Below are 17,362 nucleotides of genomic sequence, written 5' to 3'. Positions count from 1 at the left end.
CCAATAATTTCAAAATATAGATTTTTAAGTTATTGTTTCCTTATCGATGGCGATATGACTCACGGTCAGGTCGCCATTTTTATTTATGTACTTACGGTACGTTTCTATCCCTGTCGCTTTAAAAGATTTGTGAATAGGATTTATAAATTCGATCATTTGAGTTTCTATTGTAGGGATGTCCTGATTATTAATAATGCTGTGATCCGACAAGGAAATCTTGAGGTGAAGTATTAGGGTTATTGCGTAGCATGCAACCATGGGTGTCTCCGGGCTACAAATATATTGTTTCATATTTAACAAGCTATTGATACATGCTTTATTGAGGAGCATATTCGAGAAAAACGCTTCAGCCTCTTGACAAAGGGGGGTAGGATGTTGTATATTTGTTATACTAATAATACCCATTAAAACTTGCTTCAATTACCACGAATTATTGTATTTAAGGGTTATGAAAAATTTTATTACAATACGAATTCCCAAACTATTACCATCAAATATGAATAAGTACACCTTTACATTGTGCTCTTGTATTAGGTATGCAATTTTTTTATCTTACATTTTGTCATGGTTAGATCATAGAATAAAAAATATCATTTTGTCAGAATGTAAATAATCATTGTGTGACATCATCAAAAAATCCGCAAAGGGGATTCAATCCTTTTTGCGGATTTTTTGATGGAAAAGTTTATGATTCATATTTTTCTAACTAGCTTTTGATATTTTTCTAACTACGTGTTACTATCTTTCTAACTAAGAATTTTCAACTTCCTAACTAAGTAAATAGAAAAGCTTAGTTAGAAAAATATAAAAGAAGCATGATTTATTCCCTGCAACTGATTTTAAATGTATTTTACCGTTATTGAGTGGTTATTTTTACCCATTTATACCTATTTTTCGCCACTCCATGTGTTTTGTTTTACGTCTATTTTATGATTTTTTGTCTTGATATATTTGTATATGGTGTCTTTTTGATATATTTGCGTGTTTTGTGTTTGACTTCGATTTTAGCTTAATAATCAGCTATGTATGTTGATTTTGGAGCTCAGTGTTACATCTCGTGCACAATAATATACTTCGGATTACCATTTATAATATGAGATTTGTAATTTGCCAATTCTGATTATTGGCTTTCAAAGATATTCGGGATTTAGAGATGGAATTATCAAATAGTATTTTACGATTTTTTAAGATATGCATCCTGTTAAAATTGTCAATGTTGAGAGTTAATTCATAATAAAATTGCATCTTTGTAAGGATAAATAAAAAAGCATAAACATACCATTAACTAAAATTAAGAATAAGAATGAAAAAATTTCTCATGACAGCCATTATGGCTATGGGGTTTGGGATAGGAACACTGGCTGTAGCTCAAAATCCTGTGACACCTCCCCCTCCTCCTGTAAAAGTATGCCCTAAGACTTGCTGCGACAAGAAGGATGTGTGCAAGAAAAATTGTAAAATGGAAACTTGTAAAGCATCTCAAAAAGATGTTGCAGAAAAGAAAGATTGTTGCAAAGACTCTGCTAAAGACGGCAAAATGAAAAAAGATTGCTGCAAGGGCAAAGACGGAGCAAAGAAAAAATGCGACAAAGGGACTTGCTCTAAGAAGGGTGAGAGTGCAAAGACTAAATGTGACTCAGTGAAGCATTGTGATAAGCAAAAAGTAGAGCCTGTAAAGAAATAATTATTAGGTTCTCTATTTTTTTTGAAAAATTTGGCGACAATATCCTGAATGTTTAGGGTATTGTCGTTTTTTCTCGTCTGACTTCATCCTCCTTGTATAATGATGAATCTATATTTGGAGACTGTTGCAAAAGTCAACAGTCTCGTGGATTTTGGAGGCGAAGCCGACAAAAGAAACTTTGACCGGGCAGAGAAGGTAAAGTGCAAGGTGCTAAGATTGAGTGCACAGGGAGTTTACTTCCGGTAAATGACCAAGCACGAATCTCGCAAGCAACGAAGCAATTGGCCTGCTATGCAACGGTCTCATTTGGTAGCCTAATTATGTTATTTACCGGTGCACGGCTGATCGAATAAGGTTGCTTTTTATACCTTTGTAATCGAGCATATAGAATATAAATACAGTGAAATCTTCCCCCAAACAGATCAGTACAGAGCCGATATCTTTTAGTACGGCTAATATAATAGAATTCGAGCCCGATCCTGCCAATGAGGAGATGGCATTGGTATTGGAACTTATACGTAATACCAATCAAAGCTTCTTCCTTACAGGCAAAGCAGGAACGGGAAAGTCTACTTTGTTGCGATATATCAAAGCCAATACCCATAAGGAACATGTAGTGCTTGCTTCTACAGGTATAGCTGCATTGAACGTGGGAGGACAAACGATACACTCCTTTTTTAAATTGCCATTTCGTCCCATTACACCGGATGATCCTGACCTCAGCAGAAAGAAAAACAGAGTTTACGAAGTCTTTAAATACCCCAAACAACATCGGGAGTTGATTCGGAAATTGGAACTCATTATCATAGATGAGATTTCTATGGTGCGTGCTGATGTAATCGATGCTATGGATTCCTTGTTGCGTACTTTTACGGGACATATAGCATTGCCTTTTGGTGGTATTCAGATGATTTTTGTAGGAGACTTGTTTCAGCTCGAACCCGTGGTCAAGAGTGACGAGGCCGAAATACTCCAGCGTTTTTATCCTGATAACTATTTCTTTTCAGCACGGGTGTTTGGTCGCAATAGTTTAGTTACCATAGAGTTACTCAAGGTGTACAGACAAGACGATCCTGTATTTGTAGATATCTTGGATCATATACGAGAGGGAAATGCTTCCCCTCAACATCTCAACATGATAAATAAGTCTGTATTACCCGATTACAAGGTAGATCGGGATGAATTTATCATTACTCTGGGAACAAGACGTAATCAGGTGAGCAGTATCAATGAGATGCATATGAATGAATTGCCTGACAAGCCTATACGTATTGCAGGACATATAGATGGAGAGTTCCCTGACAACAACTTACCTACCGACCTGACACTTACGTTGAAGCAAAATGCTCAGGTCATGTTTCTTGCCAATGACAGAGACAAACGCTGGGCCAATGGTACGCTGGGTATTATAGAAGAAATATGTGGTGAGGAACACTATGTCTCGGTTCGTACTGAGTCTGGTGCAGTCTATCGTGTTGATCCTTATATTTGGGAAAACAAACGCTATACTTACTCAGAAAAAGAACATAAGATCAAAGAAGAAGTGATTGGGCAGTTTATGCAGATTCCTCTCAAACCCGCGTGGGCTATTACTGTGCACAAGAGTCAGGGACTCACTTTTGATAAAGTAGTTGTAGATTTTTCTGACGGGGTTTTTGCCGGAGGTCAGGCATATGTGGCGCTGAGCCGATGCAGATCACTGGGTGGTTTGATCCTGAAAAAGCCATTGGGTATACGCGATATCATTGTGCGTTCTCCTATCATCAAGTTTTATAAGAAGGCCAATAATAGGGAAATTATTCGTGGTAGTATAGACAAAGCAGATGCCCAGCGGGGATATGTACAGGCTGCGATGTATTGGAAAAAAGGCGAATACATTAAATCTGTAGAAAGACTCCGCTTTGCCATGGAAAAGAGTAATGAATTTGACAACCCGGTATTTCGTCGCATGCTTTCCTATAAACTCATGGATGCAGAGAAGCAAAAGGTGAAAATTGCTCAACTATCTTGTAAACTGGAAAAGCAACAAGAGCTCATCAATGAACTGGCTAAAGAATATACGGCCATGGGAAATGATTGTATGCAACTCAATGAGCCTGATGCAGCCATCAGAAACTATAACAAAGCCTTGAGGATCAACCCCAACAATATTGATGCAGCCGTGCAGAAAGGTAAGGCATATGCCGTGCTGAATGAGATAAAGGAGAGCCTAAAAACACTCAACGAAGCTGTAAAGCTATCGCCCCTGCACCCCGAAGCATTATTTGTGTTGGGAGAAACTTTGGTGAAGTTTGGATATTATGATGATGCGGAGCAATATCTCTTGAAGGCTATGGCACAAAATCCCAAATCAATCAAAGTGCATCGTACCCTTGTAACCATGTATGACTTTTTGGGCGATGAAGAAAGAGCCGAGCAACATCGTGATGTTATAAAGAAGCTTACTGCATCAAAGACAAAACGTAAATCCTGAATGTGCCATAAAAAACAGCCGAACTTTGAGAAAAAGATCGGCTGTAATAGGTTATTATTGGTGATATTTCCAAATCAGCTGTTAAGTAATTCTTTAACTACGTCAGCTATAAGTTTACCTTCTGCCTGACCCTGTAATTCTTTCGAGGCAGCTCCCATTACCTTACCCATCATTTTGGGATCAGTAACGCCTAAACGCTCTATGAGTTCTTTGATCTTAGGCACAAGTTCTTCTTTGGACAATTGCTTGGGCAGGTATCCTTCCAATACAGAAGCTTCAGCCAGCTCCGTCTCTGCCATTTCAGGGCGTCCGTTAGTCTTATATATCTCTGCAGAGTCTTTTCTTTGTTTGATCATTTTTTGTATGATCTTCATGGCTTGCTCATCTTCAAGCTCACCGTTTGATCCTTTGGCTGTTTTGGCTTCCAGAAATTCTTTTTTAGCTCCTCTGAGAGCTTCGAGGCGTACTTTGTCCCTTGCCAGCATGGCCTCTTTAATGTCGTTACTTATTTTTTCAAAGAGTGGCATAATATAAAATATTTTTTATCAGAATCTGATAGGTTGTTTATTGGTAGAAGAAGGAGAGTCGTTGCTATTTTTGTCGAAATCTCCTCCCGTTATTGTAGTGGGATGATTGTGTGAGATTGTATTTTGCTTGCGCATACGTATCTCTTCTATAGGGCGGGGGTCACGCATCAGCGAAGGTGTTTCTTCCATGATTGCAATGATATCATTGTCGTCCAGCTCGTCTATATTGAGCAAAAGAGGTTTGAATATCTTTTTCTCAAGCTGGTCTTGACCATAATAGTTTCCGATGAGCTCGTTTTCCTGCTCGGTACGGCGCATTTCCTCTTGTTGAGATACTGCATCGGGCAGTTTTCTTTTACCGGGAGTAAGACCATCTCCAATACTCTCCGTAGTAATAGATAAGTCAAACCCTGAGGCCAGTATCGTGATAGCCACTTGCTCACCCAATGAATCGTCCGTGATAAAGCCCCAGATATTGTCAAACCCTGTTTCTATTTTAGCTGTAAACTCATGGATAGGATCAAGCTCGTTTACATCCAGTGGGTGGTCGGATGATTGGTAGATATTGATAAGCACCTTACGAGCCTTGAAAATATCATTATTGTTGAGTAGGGGGGAATTAAGGGCTTCATCAATAGCCTTCTGCATTCTGTTTTCTCCTGAGCCGTATCCTGTACTGATGATAGCTACACCACCATCTTTGAGCGTTGTTTGCACGTCGGCAAAGTCCAGGTTGATACGTCCGGGACGAGTGATCATATCCGAAATACCCCTGGCTGCACTGCTCAGTGTATCATCGGCCTTGTCGAAAGCGTTGTCCAAGGTAAGATCTTTGTAAATGACTCTGAGGCGTTCATTGTTGACAACTAATAAGGCATCAACGTTTTTTCTCATCTCCTGTACGCCTTTGAGAGCTTGCAGGATTTTGTTTCGTCCTTCGAAAAGAAAAGGTATGGTAACAATGCCTACCGTAAGAAGTCCCATATCCAAGGCTACTCTTCCTATTACGGGGCCTGCTCCGGTGCCCGTACCACCACCCATTCCTGCTGTGATGAATACCATTTTGGTGCCGTCCGAGCTCAATATTTGCTCTATCTCTTCTCTACTTTGCTCTGCTGCTACACGGGCTTTTTCTGGCCTGTTACCGGCTCCTAGACCTCGTGTAATTTCAGGTCCCAGAATTATCTGCGAGGGCACATTACTTTTCTTCAAGGCTTGTTCGTCCGTATTACAAAGAAGAAATGAAACGTCATGTACTGTATCGCGCAAAAACATATTCTCTACAGCATTGCCACCACCGCCACCAACACCTATAACTTTAATTATAGGGGAATTATGGGCTTGTTTATAGTCGAAGTCTAATAATTTATTTTCATCCATAGCATCCATATAATAAGCGGTTAGTCGTTGTTTTCATCTGCATTGAAGATGTCCATCATCTTGGTCATCATGTTGCGAGCCCAATTTTTACGTTTGGTTTGAGACTTTTTCGGTTGCTTTTCGTCTTCGTACTCATAATTATCTTCCTCGTCATCGTTGATATTCAAATCGAGATCATCAATATCGTCTGTAATAACTTTGTCGGAAATAATATTTTCTTCGGGGAAATTCCCTGCAAAGGAAGGTTCTGTGACGAGTTTCTCCCCTTCAACACCTTTTGTGGGAATAGAATTGATGAGTTCGTCCAATGATTGTGCTGCATAAGCCACACAATTTTCATTGGCAAGTAGCAACAGCCCTATAGCCGTAAGATTTCTGTCATTATTTACGGCTTCCTTAGATTCGTCTATGAGGTCACGCCTTATGGTTCCTACCCTGAGCTCGTCGAGTTGATCATCCAATTGAGGTATATAAGCATTGACTTTGGCTCCTCCGCCGGTGATTACCAAACCGGCTCCAAGGCTATCCGCCATGCCGGATTGGTTGATAAGATTAAGGTAATTGAATGTAATTTCATTCATTCTCGCTGCAACCAGTCTATTGATATCAAGTTGCTTGATTTCCCTTTCGCTGATCTTGTCAGGTGAGGATATCCTTACTATACGATCCCTGATACCCTCCATGATCATGGACCCTTTAGAAATCTTTAGAGCCTCGGCGTCGGCTTCAACTAATCGAAGGCTTGTTAGGTCTCGTGTTACGTTGTGTCCGCCAAGGGGTAATACATAAAGGGCGGATAGCAACCTGTTTTGATAGATAGAAATAGTAGTACAACCTCCTCCCAGATTTACAAAGGCGCATCCCAACGTTTTTTCTTCGGATGTCAACGTCACGGCAGCTTCCGCTATAGGTGAGATAACTATTCCTGATAATCTGATTCCTACTTTTTCTTCTATCGTGTAACGGATATTGTGTGCTACAGTACGTTTAGCGGTGATCAATTGATAGCGAGCCTCGAGATGCGAGCATCTGATACCTTGCGGATGGATCTCTTGCCTGCCGTCGATGTAGTATAAGGGATCAGCCACATAGAGGATTTCCAAACCTTCGAATCTTGCATCGGATACTTGATCACGTAGTGTTTGCAAGTGCTCTTGGGTGATTACTTGTCCATCATCTCCCAAATCTAAGGAAGCGGCATATTGCTTAGCCATCATAGACTGGCACCCAACACCGGCGTATATAGATGTTATTTTACCACCGTCTTGCAGTTGGTTGTTTAGCACATCTACCATACGCTTTAGCATAGTGGCAGTATTATCTATATTATAAATGCAACCGTGGCGTATGCATCCATTGGAAGGCTCGGTATGAACGGCAATAGGCGAAATGCGTCCGTTGGAAAGCTTTTTTCCTATCATACCCACTGTATATGTGCTGCCCAAATCCACGACAGCGTACAAATCCTCTTTCACCTGACTGTATTTATTATGTTTATTACCGCCTGTCTAAGGCTATTTCTATCTATTTACCTCAAAGAAAGTGTATCAACAGGGTTGGCAAGCTGCGCCACGACCTGTCCCTCAAATTCCAAATTTAATGATTTATAGCTATTCCAGCCCTTTATGGGAATTACTTTTTCTTCAAATAATTGGAGGTTATCCAACTTTTCTTGCCAATTGGGTGTCCTACCCATAATTATTTGAGTAGTACTAAGTCGGGGAGTGAGCATAATGTTATTGTCTCTATCCACATATATCTGTGCAAAATAGTATTTCCAGTGCTCATTATCCTGAATCGTTTTGATCAGATCATATACCTGCTTTTTCGCATAGTCCTCTGTCAAGTATCCGCTTACCAGCGGTACCTTTACAGCATATTTGGGATTACATGGAATGATGCCTCTGCCTGATGATACATAGTATAGACTGTCGCCTGTTTGTACGATGAACATTGGTTCCTTTTGCTCTATCGTGATATTGAGTTTGCTTGTTTTCGGACTCAGGTACACTTCTGCATCATCGAAAAGAGGATTGGATCTCAATATTTGCTCTATTCTGTAAATGTTTATGGAATCACGTGGTTCTCCTACCGCCTTAAAATTTATCTGTTTCAGCTCAGCCAGTACGTCTCTTTGGTTCATGAACATCATATTACTTTTTTGCCCGGACTTCATCGTCACTTCTATACCTTTGCAAGTGCCGGTGTGTTTGTAGTTATAAAAGTAAATACATGCCCAGATCCAATATCCCAGTATAAGTAGGAATCCGATCATTCTGACTATTTTTCCGATCATAAGCTTTCGAGATAATTCTTTACGGGGTGTACCAGCCTGTCAATATCTCCTGCTCCCAACATAAGTACTACTTCAGGGATATCTTCTTTGTGCCTAAGAAGATCTATAAGCTCACTTTTGGGAATCACCGGGATTTCTTTTCCCTCAATATGATCCGCTATAAGCTGTGAAGTAATGCCGGGAATGGGTTTTTCTCTGGCGGGATATATATCAATAAGGATAATCTGATCTAGCAAGGAAAGGCTTGTCGCAAATTCCTTGTAAAAATCACTTGTACGGCTATAGAGATGAGGTTGGAATATACCCAGAATTTCTTTGTGCGGATATAGGGTCCTCACTGATTTGATAGAAGCTTCGAGTTCTTTGGGGTGGTGGGCATAGTCATCGATGAGGATATGTTTAGGCCCATTGAGGAGTCTATCGAACCTGCGATGCGAGCCTCTGAAATTGCTTACTGCTTTTCCTATCTCATCTGTGTAAGCTCCGTTCAGATAGGCTAACCCCATAGCTGCAACGGCATTCTCTACATTGATTAGGAGAGGAACACCCAACTCTGTACGCATGGTGCCTTTTTTGTCTTCATTTTCAAATGAAGGGTAATGCCAATCAAAGAACAATTTCCCGTCCTTGATCTCTATATTATCGGCGTAGAAATCCGCTTCTTCGTTGATCGCGTATGAAAGGCAAGTTACTCCCGCATTACATTTCGGAGTCATGGGTATACCTTTCTTTATCAAAAGATATCCGCCCGGCTGTATCAATGAGGTGAAATGCTCGAAGCTTTCTCTATAAGCCTCAGGGGTACCATAGATATCCAAATGGTCAGGATCGGCCGATGTTACTATTGCCATAGCAGGACTAAGCCTGTGAAAAGATCTATCGAACTCATCGGCTTCTACCACGACCAAATCACTATGTTCCGAAAGTAATAGGTTTGTGTTATAATTATTGGCTATTCCTCCCAGAAAAGCATTACAATCCACATGACTTTGTTTGAGAATATGAGCCAGTAAGGTACTTGTAGTGGTTTTACCGTGAGTCCCTGCTACGCACAGAGCCTTTTCCATACGAGTTATTTCGCCCAAGATTTCTGAGCGTTTGAGTACACGATAACCATTGTTGCGGAAGAAATTCAATTCTGTATGATCTGCCGGTACTGCAGGAGTGTAAACTACCAAAGACTCATTATCCTTAAACTCTTGCGGTATATCCTCTACACTGTCCGCAAAATGGACAGGTATTCCTTCTTCTTGTAATGCTCCGGTAATGGGACTGGGAGTAAGGTCATACCCTGCTACCAGATAATTTTTTGCATGAAAATAACGAGCTATGGCGCTCATGCCTATGCCGCCTATACCTATAAAATATACTTGATTCATTGAAGCCTTTCTTATTTTTAACAAAGATATAATAATCCCTCTAATTTATACACTATAATATACTTGTCATTGATGAATGCCTGTAAGGACAAATTTGGGTAGGTGCAATATCTGACTATTCCTTTTTTAAGTGTTGATTTTTTATTCCTTAATCTCAAATTGCAGGACCTTGACCAGACTCCCTTTTTATTGCCTTCTTATCTGTATGGCAATAACGGTAATATCTTCAATAAACTTTGGGGCTATTCCTCCCGGGCAAATCCTGCAATCTTTTTATACAACGTGATTGATCACGCTTTCATATAGCCTATCTGATAAAGTTTCCTTGATTTTAATATACATCATAAGGCTTATATTGGTGGATGTTTTTTGACTGTTTTTGTAATAAAATCATATTTAAACAAATTTAAACATTCTGTCGGATATACCTGTTATAAATTTGAAAAAGATACGATTTGAACTTTAGTATTTAGTATTATTTTATGGCTGTGTGCCAAAACGGTTATTTCAGGAAATTGATAATCAAACACAATTTATGACAGAGAGCAAAAAGATTAAATCTACAGTACTCGTTACAGGAGCATCAGGTACTGTAGGACGAGAAGTGATAGATCAATTAGTAAAGCTTAATAAATTATATGACGTCAGAGTTTTTGACGTTAAGAATGCGAAGAGTATGAGACTCTTCGACCGTTACCGAGGCAAGATAAAGGTATATTACGGTGACATCACCAAGCCGGAAGATCTCGATGAACCTACTCAAAATGTAGAGTATGTAATTCATTTGGCTGCTATTATCCCTCCTTTGGCTTATAATAAGCCTGAGCTTACGACTAAAGTAAATGTTGAGGGGACTAAAAATCTTTTGGAGGCCTTGGAGACCAACTCTCCCAAATGCTTTTTTGCTTTAAGTTCCTCTGTGGCGGTGTATGGCGATCGTATGTCCAACCCCTATATCAGAGTAACTGATAAAATCCAACCCTCTTATGGTGACAATTACGGCGAAACCAAAGTCCAAATGGAAAATTTGGTGCAACAAAGCAAACTCGATTGGACGATCTTCAGGCTTTCGGCTATTATGGGTGCCGATAATCATAAGATCACGCCTTTGATGTTTTACATGCCCCTGGATACTCCCGTAGAGATTACTACACCGGAAGATACTGCCAGAGCTTTTGTGAGAGCTTGTATGCATCGTGAGGAGTTGAACAAAACTGTTTTCAATCTTGGAGGTGGGGAGTTGTGTCGTACATCTTATCGTAGGCTTCTTCAGCGTAACTTCCATATTTTTGGATTAGGTAAGCTTGACTTCCCTCTTGGAGCCTTTGCGATACGTAATTATCATTGCGGGTATTATGCCGATGGCGATAACCTCGAAGATATTCTTCATTTTCGCAAAGATACTTTGGGCGATTATTATCACAAAGTGGAAAAGAATGCATCCTGGTTCAAAAAGCTTGGAGCACTCACCTTTTCAGATTTGATTAAGAAGGTTCTCTTGCAAAAATCCGAACCTTATGTGGCTTTCAAGCAAGGTGACGCTATAAAGATGAAGAAGTTTTTTTAAGAAAAAATTCTAAACGAAAATGCAGGGTGTGTCCGCTTATATGGGACATACCCTGCATTTTTTCGCATCTATGTAATGATTGCTTAATTGAGACTGTTGCAAAAGTCAACAGTCTCATGGATTTTGGAGGCAAAGCCGACAAAAGACACTTTGACCGGGTAGAGAAGGTAAAGTGCAAGGCGCTAAGAGTGAGTGCACAGGGAGTTTACTTCTGGTAAATGACCAAGCGCGAATCTCGCAAGCAACGAAGCAATTTGTCTGCTATGCAACGGTCTCTAATTGATGGGAGAATAGGAGTAATGTTTTACCTCATCACCTGTGGGAGATTTTTTTTCGGTCTGATCGGAACTTTGTGAATATCTCCCCTCAATCTATGCTTTATCGAGCGCCGGCAAAAACTTATTTTTTAGCTGTCTCTGCAGGCTGTTGTGTAAGATCACCTTTTTTGTAGTGGTCGTTGAGATATTTCACTACTTCTTCGGTGATATCAAGAGCTTTATCGCCATATAGGATATTGTCCATACCTACATTGGTAAGGATTAAGCGGTATCTGCCGTCCTTGTTCATCTCTTCTATATTTTTCTTGATTTCATTTTGCATCTCTTCATTAAGCAATTGCTGCTTTACAGCGAAGTTTTGAGTCAGCTTAGCTTCGAGAGCTTGACCTTCTTGCTGCATTTTCATCAGCTTTTGTTGCTCCATTTGCTGAGCTTCAGCACTTGTAAAGGCGTTTATCCTCATCCTTCTTTCGAAGTCTTGTGCTGCTTTTTGCAGAGCATTAGCCTTACCGGCAAGTTGTGTGCGGTGTTGTTCTGCTTCTTTTGATAGGTTCTCATTGAGATCTTTGTAGTATTGATACTGCGAAAGCAATGAGTCCATCCTCACATAAGCAATGGGCATTTCTGTCTTTCCTGTTTTAGGATCTGTAACTACCGCTGATCGGCTCTTGCAAGTACCGGTGAAAGTCAAGATGAATAGCACAATTACGGCTACTGCCAGTACGGCTTCGATAATGTAATGTTTTTTGTCCATTAGTTAAAATGAATGAAAGAGTTATATTTTGTTTTATTTTCTGCGATTTGATTTTTTATCTGTCCATTGACAACTCTTGAGAAAGAGCTATTACCCGTCTTCTCGTTCGCGCACTCTATCGGCAAGATTCTTGTGATGCTGAGCATCATAGTGCTGGGAAGTGTGGCAGCTTAGCCCCTTGTCCGTGAGCGCTTTATTACCGCTTACATGGGTGTTGGGGAATTTGCCTCCCTTTTGTAGGATAATTCTGATGCAGAGCAATGATACTGCTATTGCTACCAGAATTAAGGTTATTAATAATATACTAAGCATTCTTTTTTTGTTATATTTGTGTGAGACAAAGGTAAAACAATTCTACCTGATAAACATATAAATAATCAATTGAGCAATGGTAATAACAGATTTAAAACCGTCAATAGTGTGGAAATATTTCCACGAAATCACACAAATACCCCGCCCGTCCAAGAAAGAAGAGCGTATCTTGGCTTATCTCGTGCAGTTTGCCAAGGATCATAATTTGGAGTATAAAGAGGACAAGGTAGGTAACCTTGTGATCAAAAAAGCTGCTACTCCGGGATTTGAACATTTACAATCAGTAGTACTCCAGAGCCACGTAGACATGGTGTGTGAGAAAAACTCAGATGTAATACATGACTTTGATAATGATCCTATCCGTACAGTTATCGATGGTGATTGGTTACATGCTGAGGGTACTACATTGGGTGCTGATAATGGTATAGGTGTAGCTGCCGAATTGGCTATCTTGGCTTCAGATGATATACAGCATGGTCCTATAGAGTGCTTGTTTACTGTAGATGAAGAAACAGGTATGACCGGAGCTATGAACCTCGAGCCCGGATTCTTTGAGTCGAATATCCTGCTCAACCTCGATAGTGAAGACGAAGGTGAGCTCTTTATCGGTTGTGCCGGTGGCATGGGACTTATGGCAGAATTTAAATACGATATTGAAGATACCCGTGACGATTATAATTATTTCAAGGTTAAAGTAAGCGGTCTCAAAGGCGGACACTCAGGAGGCGACATCCATATGGGGCTGGGCAATGCCAATAAGATTCTTACCCGCTACCTATACGCTTTGGAAGAGGAAGTGCCTGCATTCAAGCTATGCACCATACAAGGCGGTAACCTCCACAATGCTATCCCTCGTGAAGCCGAGGCTGTGTTTGGTGTAGAAGGTAAAGACAAAGAAAAGGCTCGTGTGATACTCAATGAACTGGCAGCTGCCGTGGAAGATGAGCTCAAGAGAGTAGATTCTTCCGTAAAACTTTCGCTCGAGAGTTGTGAAAGACCTGAAAAGTGTATGGACAATAATACCAAACACAACCTGATCTTAGCTCTCTATGCCTGCCCGCATGGTGTTTTGGGTATGAGTCATGAGATAGAGGGTTTGGTAGAGTCTTCAAACAACTTGGCTTCAATCAAAATGAAAGAACCCGGTATCATTTATGTAGAAACCAGCCAGCGCAGTTCTACCGAATCACTTCGTAATGATGTCGCCAATATGGTCATGTCGGTATTCAAATTGGCAGGTGCTGAAGTAAGTGTAAGAGATCCTTATCCCGGCTGGAAACCCAATTCTGACTCTCCTATTCTCAGAGTAGCGGCCGAGTCATATCGTAGGGTATTCAACCGCGAACCTGCTGTCAAAGCTATTCATGCCGGATTGGAGTGTGGGCTTATTTCCAGTGTTTATCCAGGTTTGGATATGGTTTCTTTCGGTCCTACACTTCGTGACGTGCATTCACCTGTAGAGAAGATAGAGATCAAAACCGTACAGATGTGGTGGGATCACCTGCTGGATTTACTGAAGCATATCCCTGAAAAGAAGTAAATTCAATAGATTTTATAATATTTATAAGGGCAATTCTCTCGGAGGGAATTGCCCTTATCTTTCAATCTCTGCTGTATTAATATGATAAAAATACAGCTCTCTCTCTTAAGAGACCGTTGCATAGCAGGCCAATTGCTTCGTTGCTTGCGAGATTCGCGCTTGGTCATTTACCTGAAGTAAACTCCCTGTGCACTCACTCTTAGCGCCTTGCACTTTACCCTCTCTGCCCGGTCAAAGTGTCTTTTGTCGGCTTTGCCTCCAAAATCCATGAGACTGTTGACTTTTGCAACAGTCTCCTTAAGTTTTTGGAGTGCGGATCTGACGACATAGGCACAACGCATGCTCGTGGCAGATTTATTGATTAAGGTCTCAGCTTTCTATGCCTTAGGGCGGGCGTCCATAGCTTTACAAAATAAAAGCTTGCAATTTGAGTAAATAGATGTGTTTTTCTTTTCAAAATGATCAAATAGGTAGTGATTTTGGTTAAATGTGGTTTCGAGATCATTTCTCATTACTTTCAGATCTCATGATATTAATAGAAATGTAGCTTAGCTAGGAAAAAAGCTTTTTCAATTCCCTACAATAGTAAAGCCGTAAAGAGGATGCCCACACCTCTTTACGCCTTTATTAATATCTGATGTGTTTCCCTACATTCTGATAATTTGATATTTTTATATTTTATAGAATTTTGACAAAATACAACTTCAAAATAGTGCATATCCGTACAACAAATCTTGTTAAATAAGTCATTACATCTCTTATTTTGAAGTATGTTGTTTGTCAGGACTTTCATTGGATGATATCACTGTATTCGGCATTTCTACAAAGATACAACATCTTATCCACCCCATGTCAAGAGGTGACGACAGATTTATTTTGTCATGACGGACAAAAAACGCTCTGCCTTATGCTCAACGTTTTATCTATCGAAGCGATAGTAGTGTAGTAACTTATCATCTTCTCCTTTCAACATTTTTACCACCAAGTCCATCGCTTGCACTGAATATGTTATCCCGTTGCCACCCAGACCCAAGACAAAAATGCTATCACCAAAGTCGCTATGTCTCCCTATATAGGGCAATCCGTCCTTTGTTACTGCGAAAGAGCCTGCCCAGATGTAGTCCGGCTCAAAATTCTTTTCAGGGAAATATTGATCCAGCTTGTGGGCCAGCTCCTTTATCTTAGTGCCTTTGATTTTTTCACTCAGACGTCCGTAACTGTACTTGGCATCCTCTCCCCCCACAAGAAATCTGCCGTCGTCGGTTGCCCTCATATAAATATAGGGATCATCGGTATCCCATATCAATATATTGTCGAGGGTTGGTACATATTCGTTAATCTCTTCCGTTACCGCTGCATAGGTACTATGGAGGGCAGCATACTTTTGATCAAACATAGATAGTGTTTCGTATCCCGAGCAGTAAACAATGTGTTTGCATTCGATATGGGCAAAATTATCGGTACGAATATCCCAGCCACCGGAAGTCTTCTTGACTTCCTCCATCGTTGTACGGTCATATACTTTGAGCCCCCTTTTACTGTTTTTTTGTATTAATTCATGAGCCAGCCTGAAAGCATCTACAGATCCTCCTATTTCGGATAGTATTCCGGGTCTGCTGTGCATAGCAAAATCATGATAGATATCTTCCCTGCTATACCACTTGACGGGCATGCCATTGTCTCGCCTTTGGACAAATTCCTCTTTGAGCCATTTTTCCGACTCCTCATCATGTGCTACTTGTAACGAACGCTTGAGTTCAAAGCCACAGTCAATGTCTTCTTCTTTCACAAGTTTCTGTAGAGTCTTTATAGACTCTATACCTGCCTGATAACATTCTATAGCAGCTTTACTCCCTATTTTCTCTGCCAAATGTATCATGGGTACGTCTATTTCATATTGCAGCATAGCCGTAGTGGCGGATGTGCTACCCATGGCAATGTCCCTTTTGTCTATAAGGACTGTATCATATCCTGCTTTTAGCAAAGCATGACTTACAAGAGCTCCTGTGACACCGCCGCCCACTACGGTTACGTCACACACAATATCTTTTTGGAGCGAAGGGTAGGTATATAACAAACCGTTTTTGAGTACCCAGTAAGTTTCAGGTGATCTTAGATCCATAGCAGTGGTGTTTTTTAGCTTTTTATAATGCCCGTAGTTGTAGGTGTACCAAGCAACATGCCGAGTTCCTCAAACATGGATTTGTAATGCATGCATTTGGTGAGCAAAGGCAATGGATACGCACGTGATGATGACGGCATCCTGTAAAGTCTTATCTCTCGAGAATCAACTGTGAGTGATACCCACCCACCCAATTGGGGTTGGGTCGTTTCTCCCAGAGAAAGTAACAGTGTATCGAGAGCCTTTTGTCCTGTGACCACGATAGCCCGGCATTCCGGGATAGAAGATATGATTGCTTTAATATCAGCACCTCGATCGATCTGAAGGTGTTTGTCTGCCGCATTTCCCTGTAGCCTTGTTATTTCTACAGCAGTATCACCTATAGCAATGCCCATGTTATCGCAGAAGGCTGCACAGAGCTCTTTGGAAAAACGTTTTTCTCCTGCTACGATGAAGTGATCCTTATCATCAAAAAATATGGTACCCAGTATGCGCCACATATCGTTGATGAAATTGGGATAATAAAAATCCATAGACCACTTGGCACGTGGTGGAGGAAAACTTCCCAGCATCAGTAGCTGGGCATTGGGCGGGATGAAGAATCCCAAAGGATGTACTTCTTGGTGTGTCATATAATTCATTACCTCAGCTATTGTTGCCACATGGTTTTTTGCAAGGGAAGTAATAGCATCCCATCACGTGACATCAACTATAGCAATATGCTTCTAAAGATAGAAATAGATTCTGAAGTATAATTGTTTAGCCATAAGATAAATACTTTATTGGCTTACTTTTCAGCCATGGGAGATATTTTTGTGCTTATAGGAGACCGTTGCATAGCAGGCAAATTGCTTCGTTGCTTGCGAGATCCGCACTTGGTCATTTACCTGAAGTAAACTCCCTGTGCGCTCACTCTTAGCGCCTTGCACTTTACCTTCTCTGCCCGGTCAAAGTGTCTTTTGTCGGCTTTGCCTCCAAAATCCACGAGACTGTTGACTTTTGCAACAGTCTCTATAGGGGAGATTCTTCTCTGTTATTTTAATGATTCTA

The 17,362-nt window shown here is 40.6% G+C and carries 16 protein-coding genes; 5 read left to right on the top strand and 11 right to left on the bottom strand.

From position 1 onward, the window contains the following. Positions 1-24 precede the first annotated feature (24 nt). The gene (locus tag VYJ22_RS09550) at positions 25-291 is read right to left on the bottom strand and encodes a hypothetical protein (protein ID WP_329903791.1); all 267 of its coding nucleotides are present in this window, start codon (positions 289-291) and stop codon (positions 25-27) included. A gap of 1,012 nt (positions 292-1,303) precedes the next feature. Here VYJ22_RS09550 and VYJ22_RS09545 point away from each other — a divergent pair. Both VYJ22_RS09545 and VYJ22_RS09540 read left to right on the top strand, forming a co-directional pair. Beyond that, the gene (locus VYJ22_RS09545) at positions 1,304-1,684 is read left to right on the top strand and encodes a hypothetical protein (RefSeq protein WP_329903789.1); all 381 of its coding nucleotides are present in this window, start codon (positions 1,304-1,306) and stop codon (positions 1,682-1,684) included. Between the two features lie 400 nt (positions 1,685-2,084). Next, the gene (locus VYJ22_RS09540; RefSeq protein WP_329903788.1) at positions 2,085-4,157 is read left to right on the top strand and encodes a tetratricopeptide repeat protein; all 2,073 of its coding nucleotides are present in this window, start codon (positions 2,085-2,087) and stop codon (positions 4,155-4,157) included. A 74-nt stretch (positions 4,158-4,231) separates the two neighbouring features. Here the strand turns inward: VYJ22_RS09540 and VYJ22_RS09535 are convergent, their stop codons facing one another. Genes VYJ22_RS09535 through murC form a run of 5 tightly spaced genes read right to left on the bottom strand, consistent with a single transcriptional unit; the run spans position 4,232 to position 9,739 of the window. Beyond that, positions 4,232-4,684, bottom strand: a complete 453-nt coding sequence (locus VYJ22_RS09535; RefSeq protein WP_329903786.1) for a GatB/YqeY domain-containing protein — start codon at positions 4,682-4,684, stop codon at positions 4,232-4,234. Between the two features lie 18 nt (positions 4,685-4,702). Next, positions 4,703-6,064 carry a cell division protein FtsZ gene (gene ftsZ, locus VYJ22_RS09530; RefSeq protein ID WP_329903784.1) on the bottom strand — a complete coding sequence of 454 codons (1,362 nt, stop codon included), beginning with the start codon at positions 6,062-6,064 and terminating at the stop codon, positions 4,703-4,705. Between the two features lie 20 nt (positions 6,065-6,084). After that, on the bottom strand, positions 6,085-7,539 hold the full coding sequence (ftsA, locus tag VYJ22_RS09525) for a cell division protein FtsA (protein ID WP_329903783.1): 1,455 nt from the start codon (positions 7,537-7,539) through the stop codon (positions 6,085-6,087). A 53-nt stretch (positions 7,540-7,592) separates the two neighbouring features. Continuing rightward, positions 7,593-8,360 (bottom strand): cell division protein FtsQ/DivIB, encoded by a 768-nt coding sequence (locus VYJ22_RS09520; protein WP_329903781.1) that lies wholly within the window; start codon positions 8,358-8,360, stop codon positions 7,593-7,595. After that, entirely contained in the window at positions 8,357-9,739 is a 1,383-nt protein-coding gene (gene murC / locus VYJ22_RS09515) for a UDP-N-acetylmuramate--L-alanine ligase (RefSeq protein ID WP_329903780.1), read from the bottom strand. The genes VYJ22_RS09520 and murC overlap by 4 nt, the downstream gene beginning before the upstream one ends. 535 nt (positions 9,740-10,274) lie before the next feature. Between murC and VYJ22_RS09510 the strand changes: the two genes are divergently transcribed. Both VYJ22_RS09510 and VYJ22_RS09505 read left to right on the top strand, forming a co-directional pair. Continuing rightward, on the top strand, positions 10,275-11,306 hold the full coding sequence (locus VYJ22_RS09510) for an NAD-dependent epimerase/dehydratase family protein (RefSeq protein ID WP_329903779.1): 1,032 nt from the start codon (positions 10,275-10,277) through the stop codon (positions 11,304-11,306). Between the two features lie 218 nt (positions 11,307-11,524). Then, positions 11,525-11,662 carry a hypothetical protein gene (locus VYJ22_RS09505; RefSeq protein WP_329903778.1) on the top strand — a complete coding sequence of 46 codons (138 nt, stop codon included), beginning with the start codon at positions 11,525-11,527 and terminating at the stop codon, positions 11,660-11,662. 43 nt (positions 11,663-11,705) lie between these two features. Here VYJ22_RS09505 and VYJ22_RS09500 read toward each other — a convergent pair whose 3' ends face one another. Continuing rightward, positions 11,706-12,338: an OmpH family outer membrane protein gene (locus tag VYJ22_RS09500; protein WP_329903777.1), complete on the bottom strand. Its 633-nt coding sequence runs from the start codon at positions 12,336-12,338 to the stop codon at positions 11,706-11,708. A gap of 90 nt (positions 12,339-12,428) precedes the next feature. Beyond that, a complete protein-coding gene (locus VYJ22_RS09495) occupies positions 12,429-12,650 on the bottom strand; it encodes a hypothetical protein (protein WP_329903775.1) in 222 nt (73 codons plus the stop codon). A gap of 76 nt (positions 12,651-12,726) precedes the next feature. Between VYJ22_RS09495 and VYJ22_RS09490 the strand changes: the two genes are divergently transcribed. Further along, positions 12,727-14,190, top strand: a complete 1,464-nt coding sequence (locus VYJ22_RS09490; protein ID WP_329903774.1) for an aminoacyl-histidine dipeptidase — start codon at positions 12,727-12,729, stop codon at positions 14,188-14,190. Positions 14,191-14,192: 2 nt separating this feature from the next. On the opposite strand, the gene VYJ22_RS09485 is transcribed toward VYJ22_RS09490, so the two are convergent. From VYJ22_RS09485 to VYJ22_RS09475, 3 genes are all read right to left on the bottom strand, one after another. Further along, entirely contained in the window at positions 14,193-14,357 is a 165-nt protein-coding gene (locus VYJ22_RS09485) for a hypothetical protein (protein WP_329903773.1), read from the bottom strand. 752 nt (positions 14,358-15,109) lie between these two features. Further along, positions 15,110-16,312: an NAD(P)/FAD-dependent oxidoreductase gene (locus tag VYJ22_RS09480; protein ID WP_329903771.1), complete on the bottom strand. Its 1,203-nt coding sequence runs from the start codon at positions 16,310-16,312 to the stop codon at positions 15,110-15,112. 14 nt (positions 16,313-16,326) lie between these two features. Continuing rightward, a complete protein-coding gene (locus VYJ22_RS09475; protein WP_329905610.1) occupies positions 16,327-16,944 on the bottom strand; it encodes a uracil-DNA glycosylase family protein in 618 nt (205 codons plus the stop codon). Between the last annotated feature and the right edge of the window lie 418 nt (positions 16,945-17,362).

Origin of the sequence: Porphyromonas pogonae (genome assembly GCF_036320655.1) — a bacterium.
GTDB lineage: Bacteria > Bacteroidota > Bacteroidia > Bacteroidales > Porphyromonadaceae > Porphyromonas > Porphyromonas pogonae.
The sequence above is the reverse complement of the archived record's forward strand: the minus strand, read 5'-3'. Positions and strand labels throughout refer to the sequence as shown.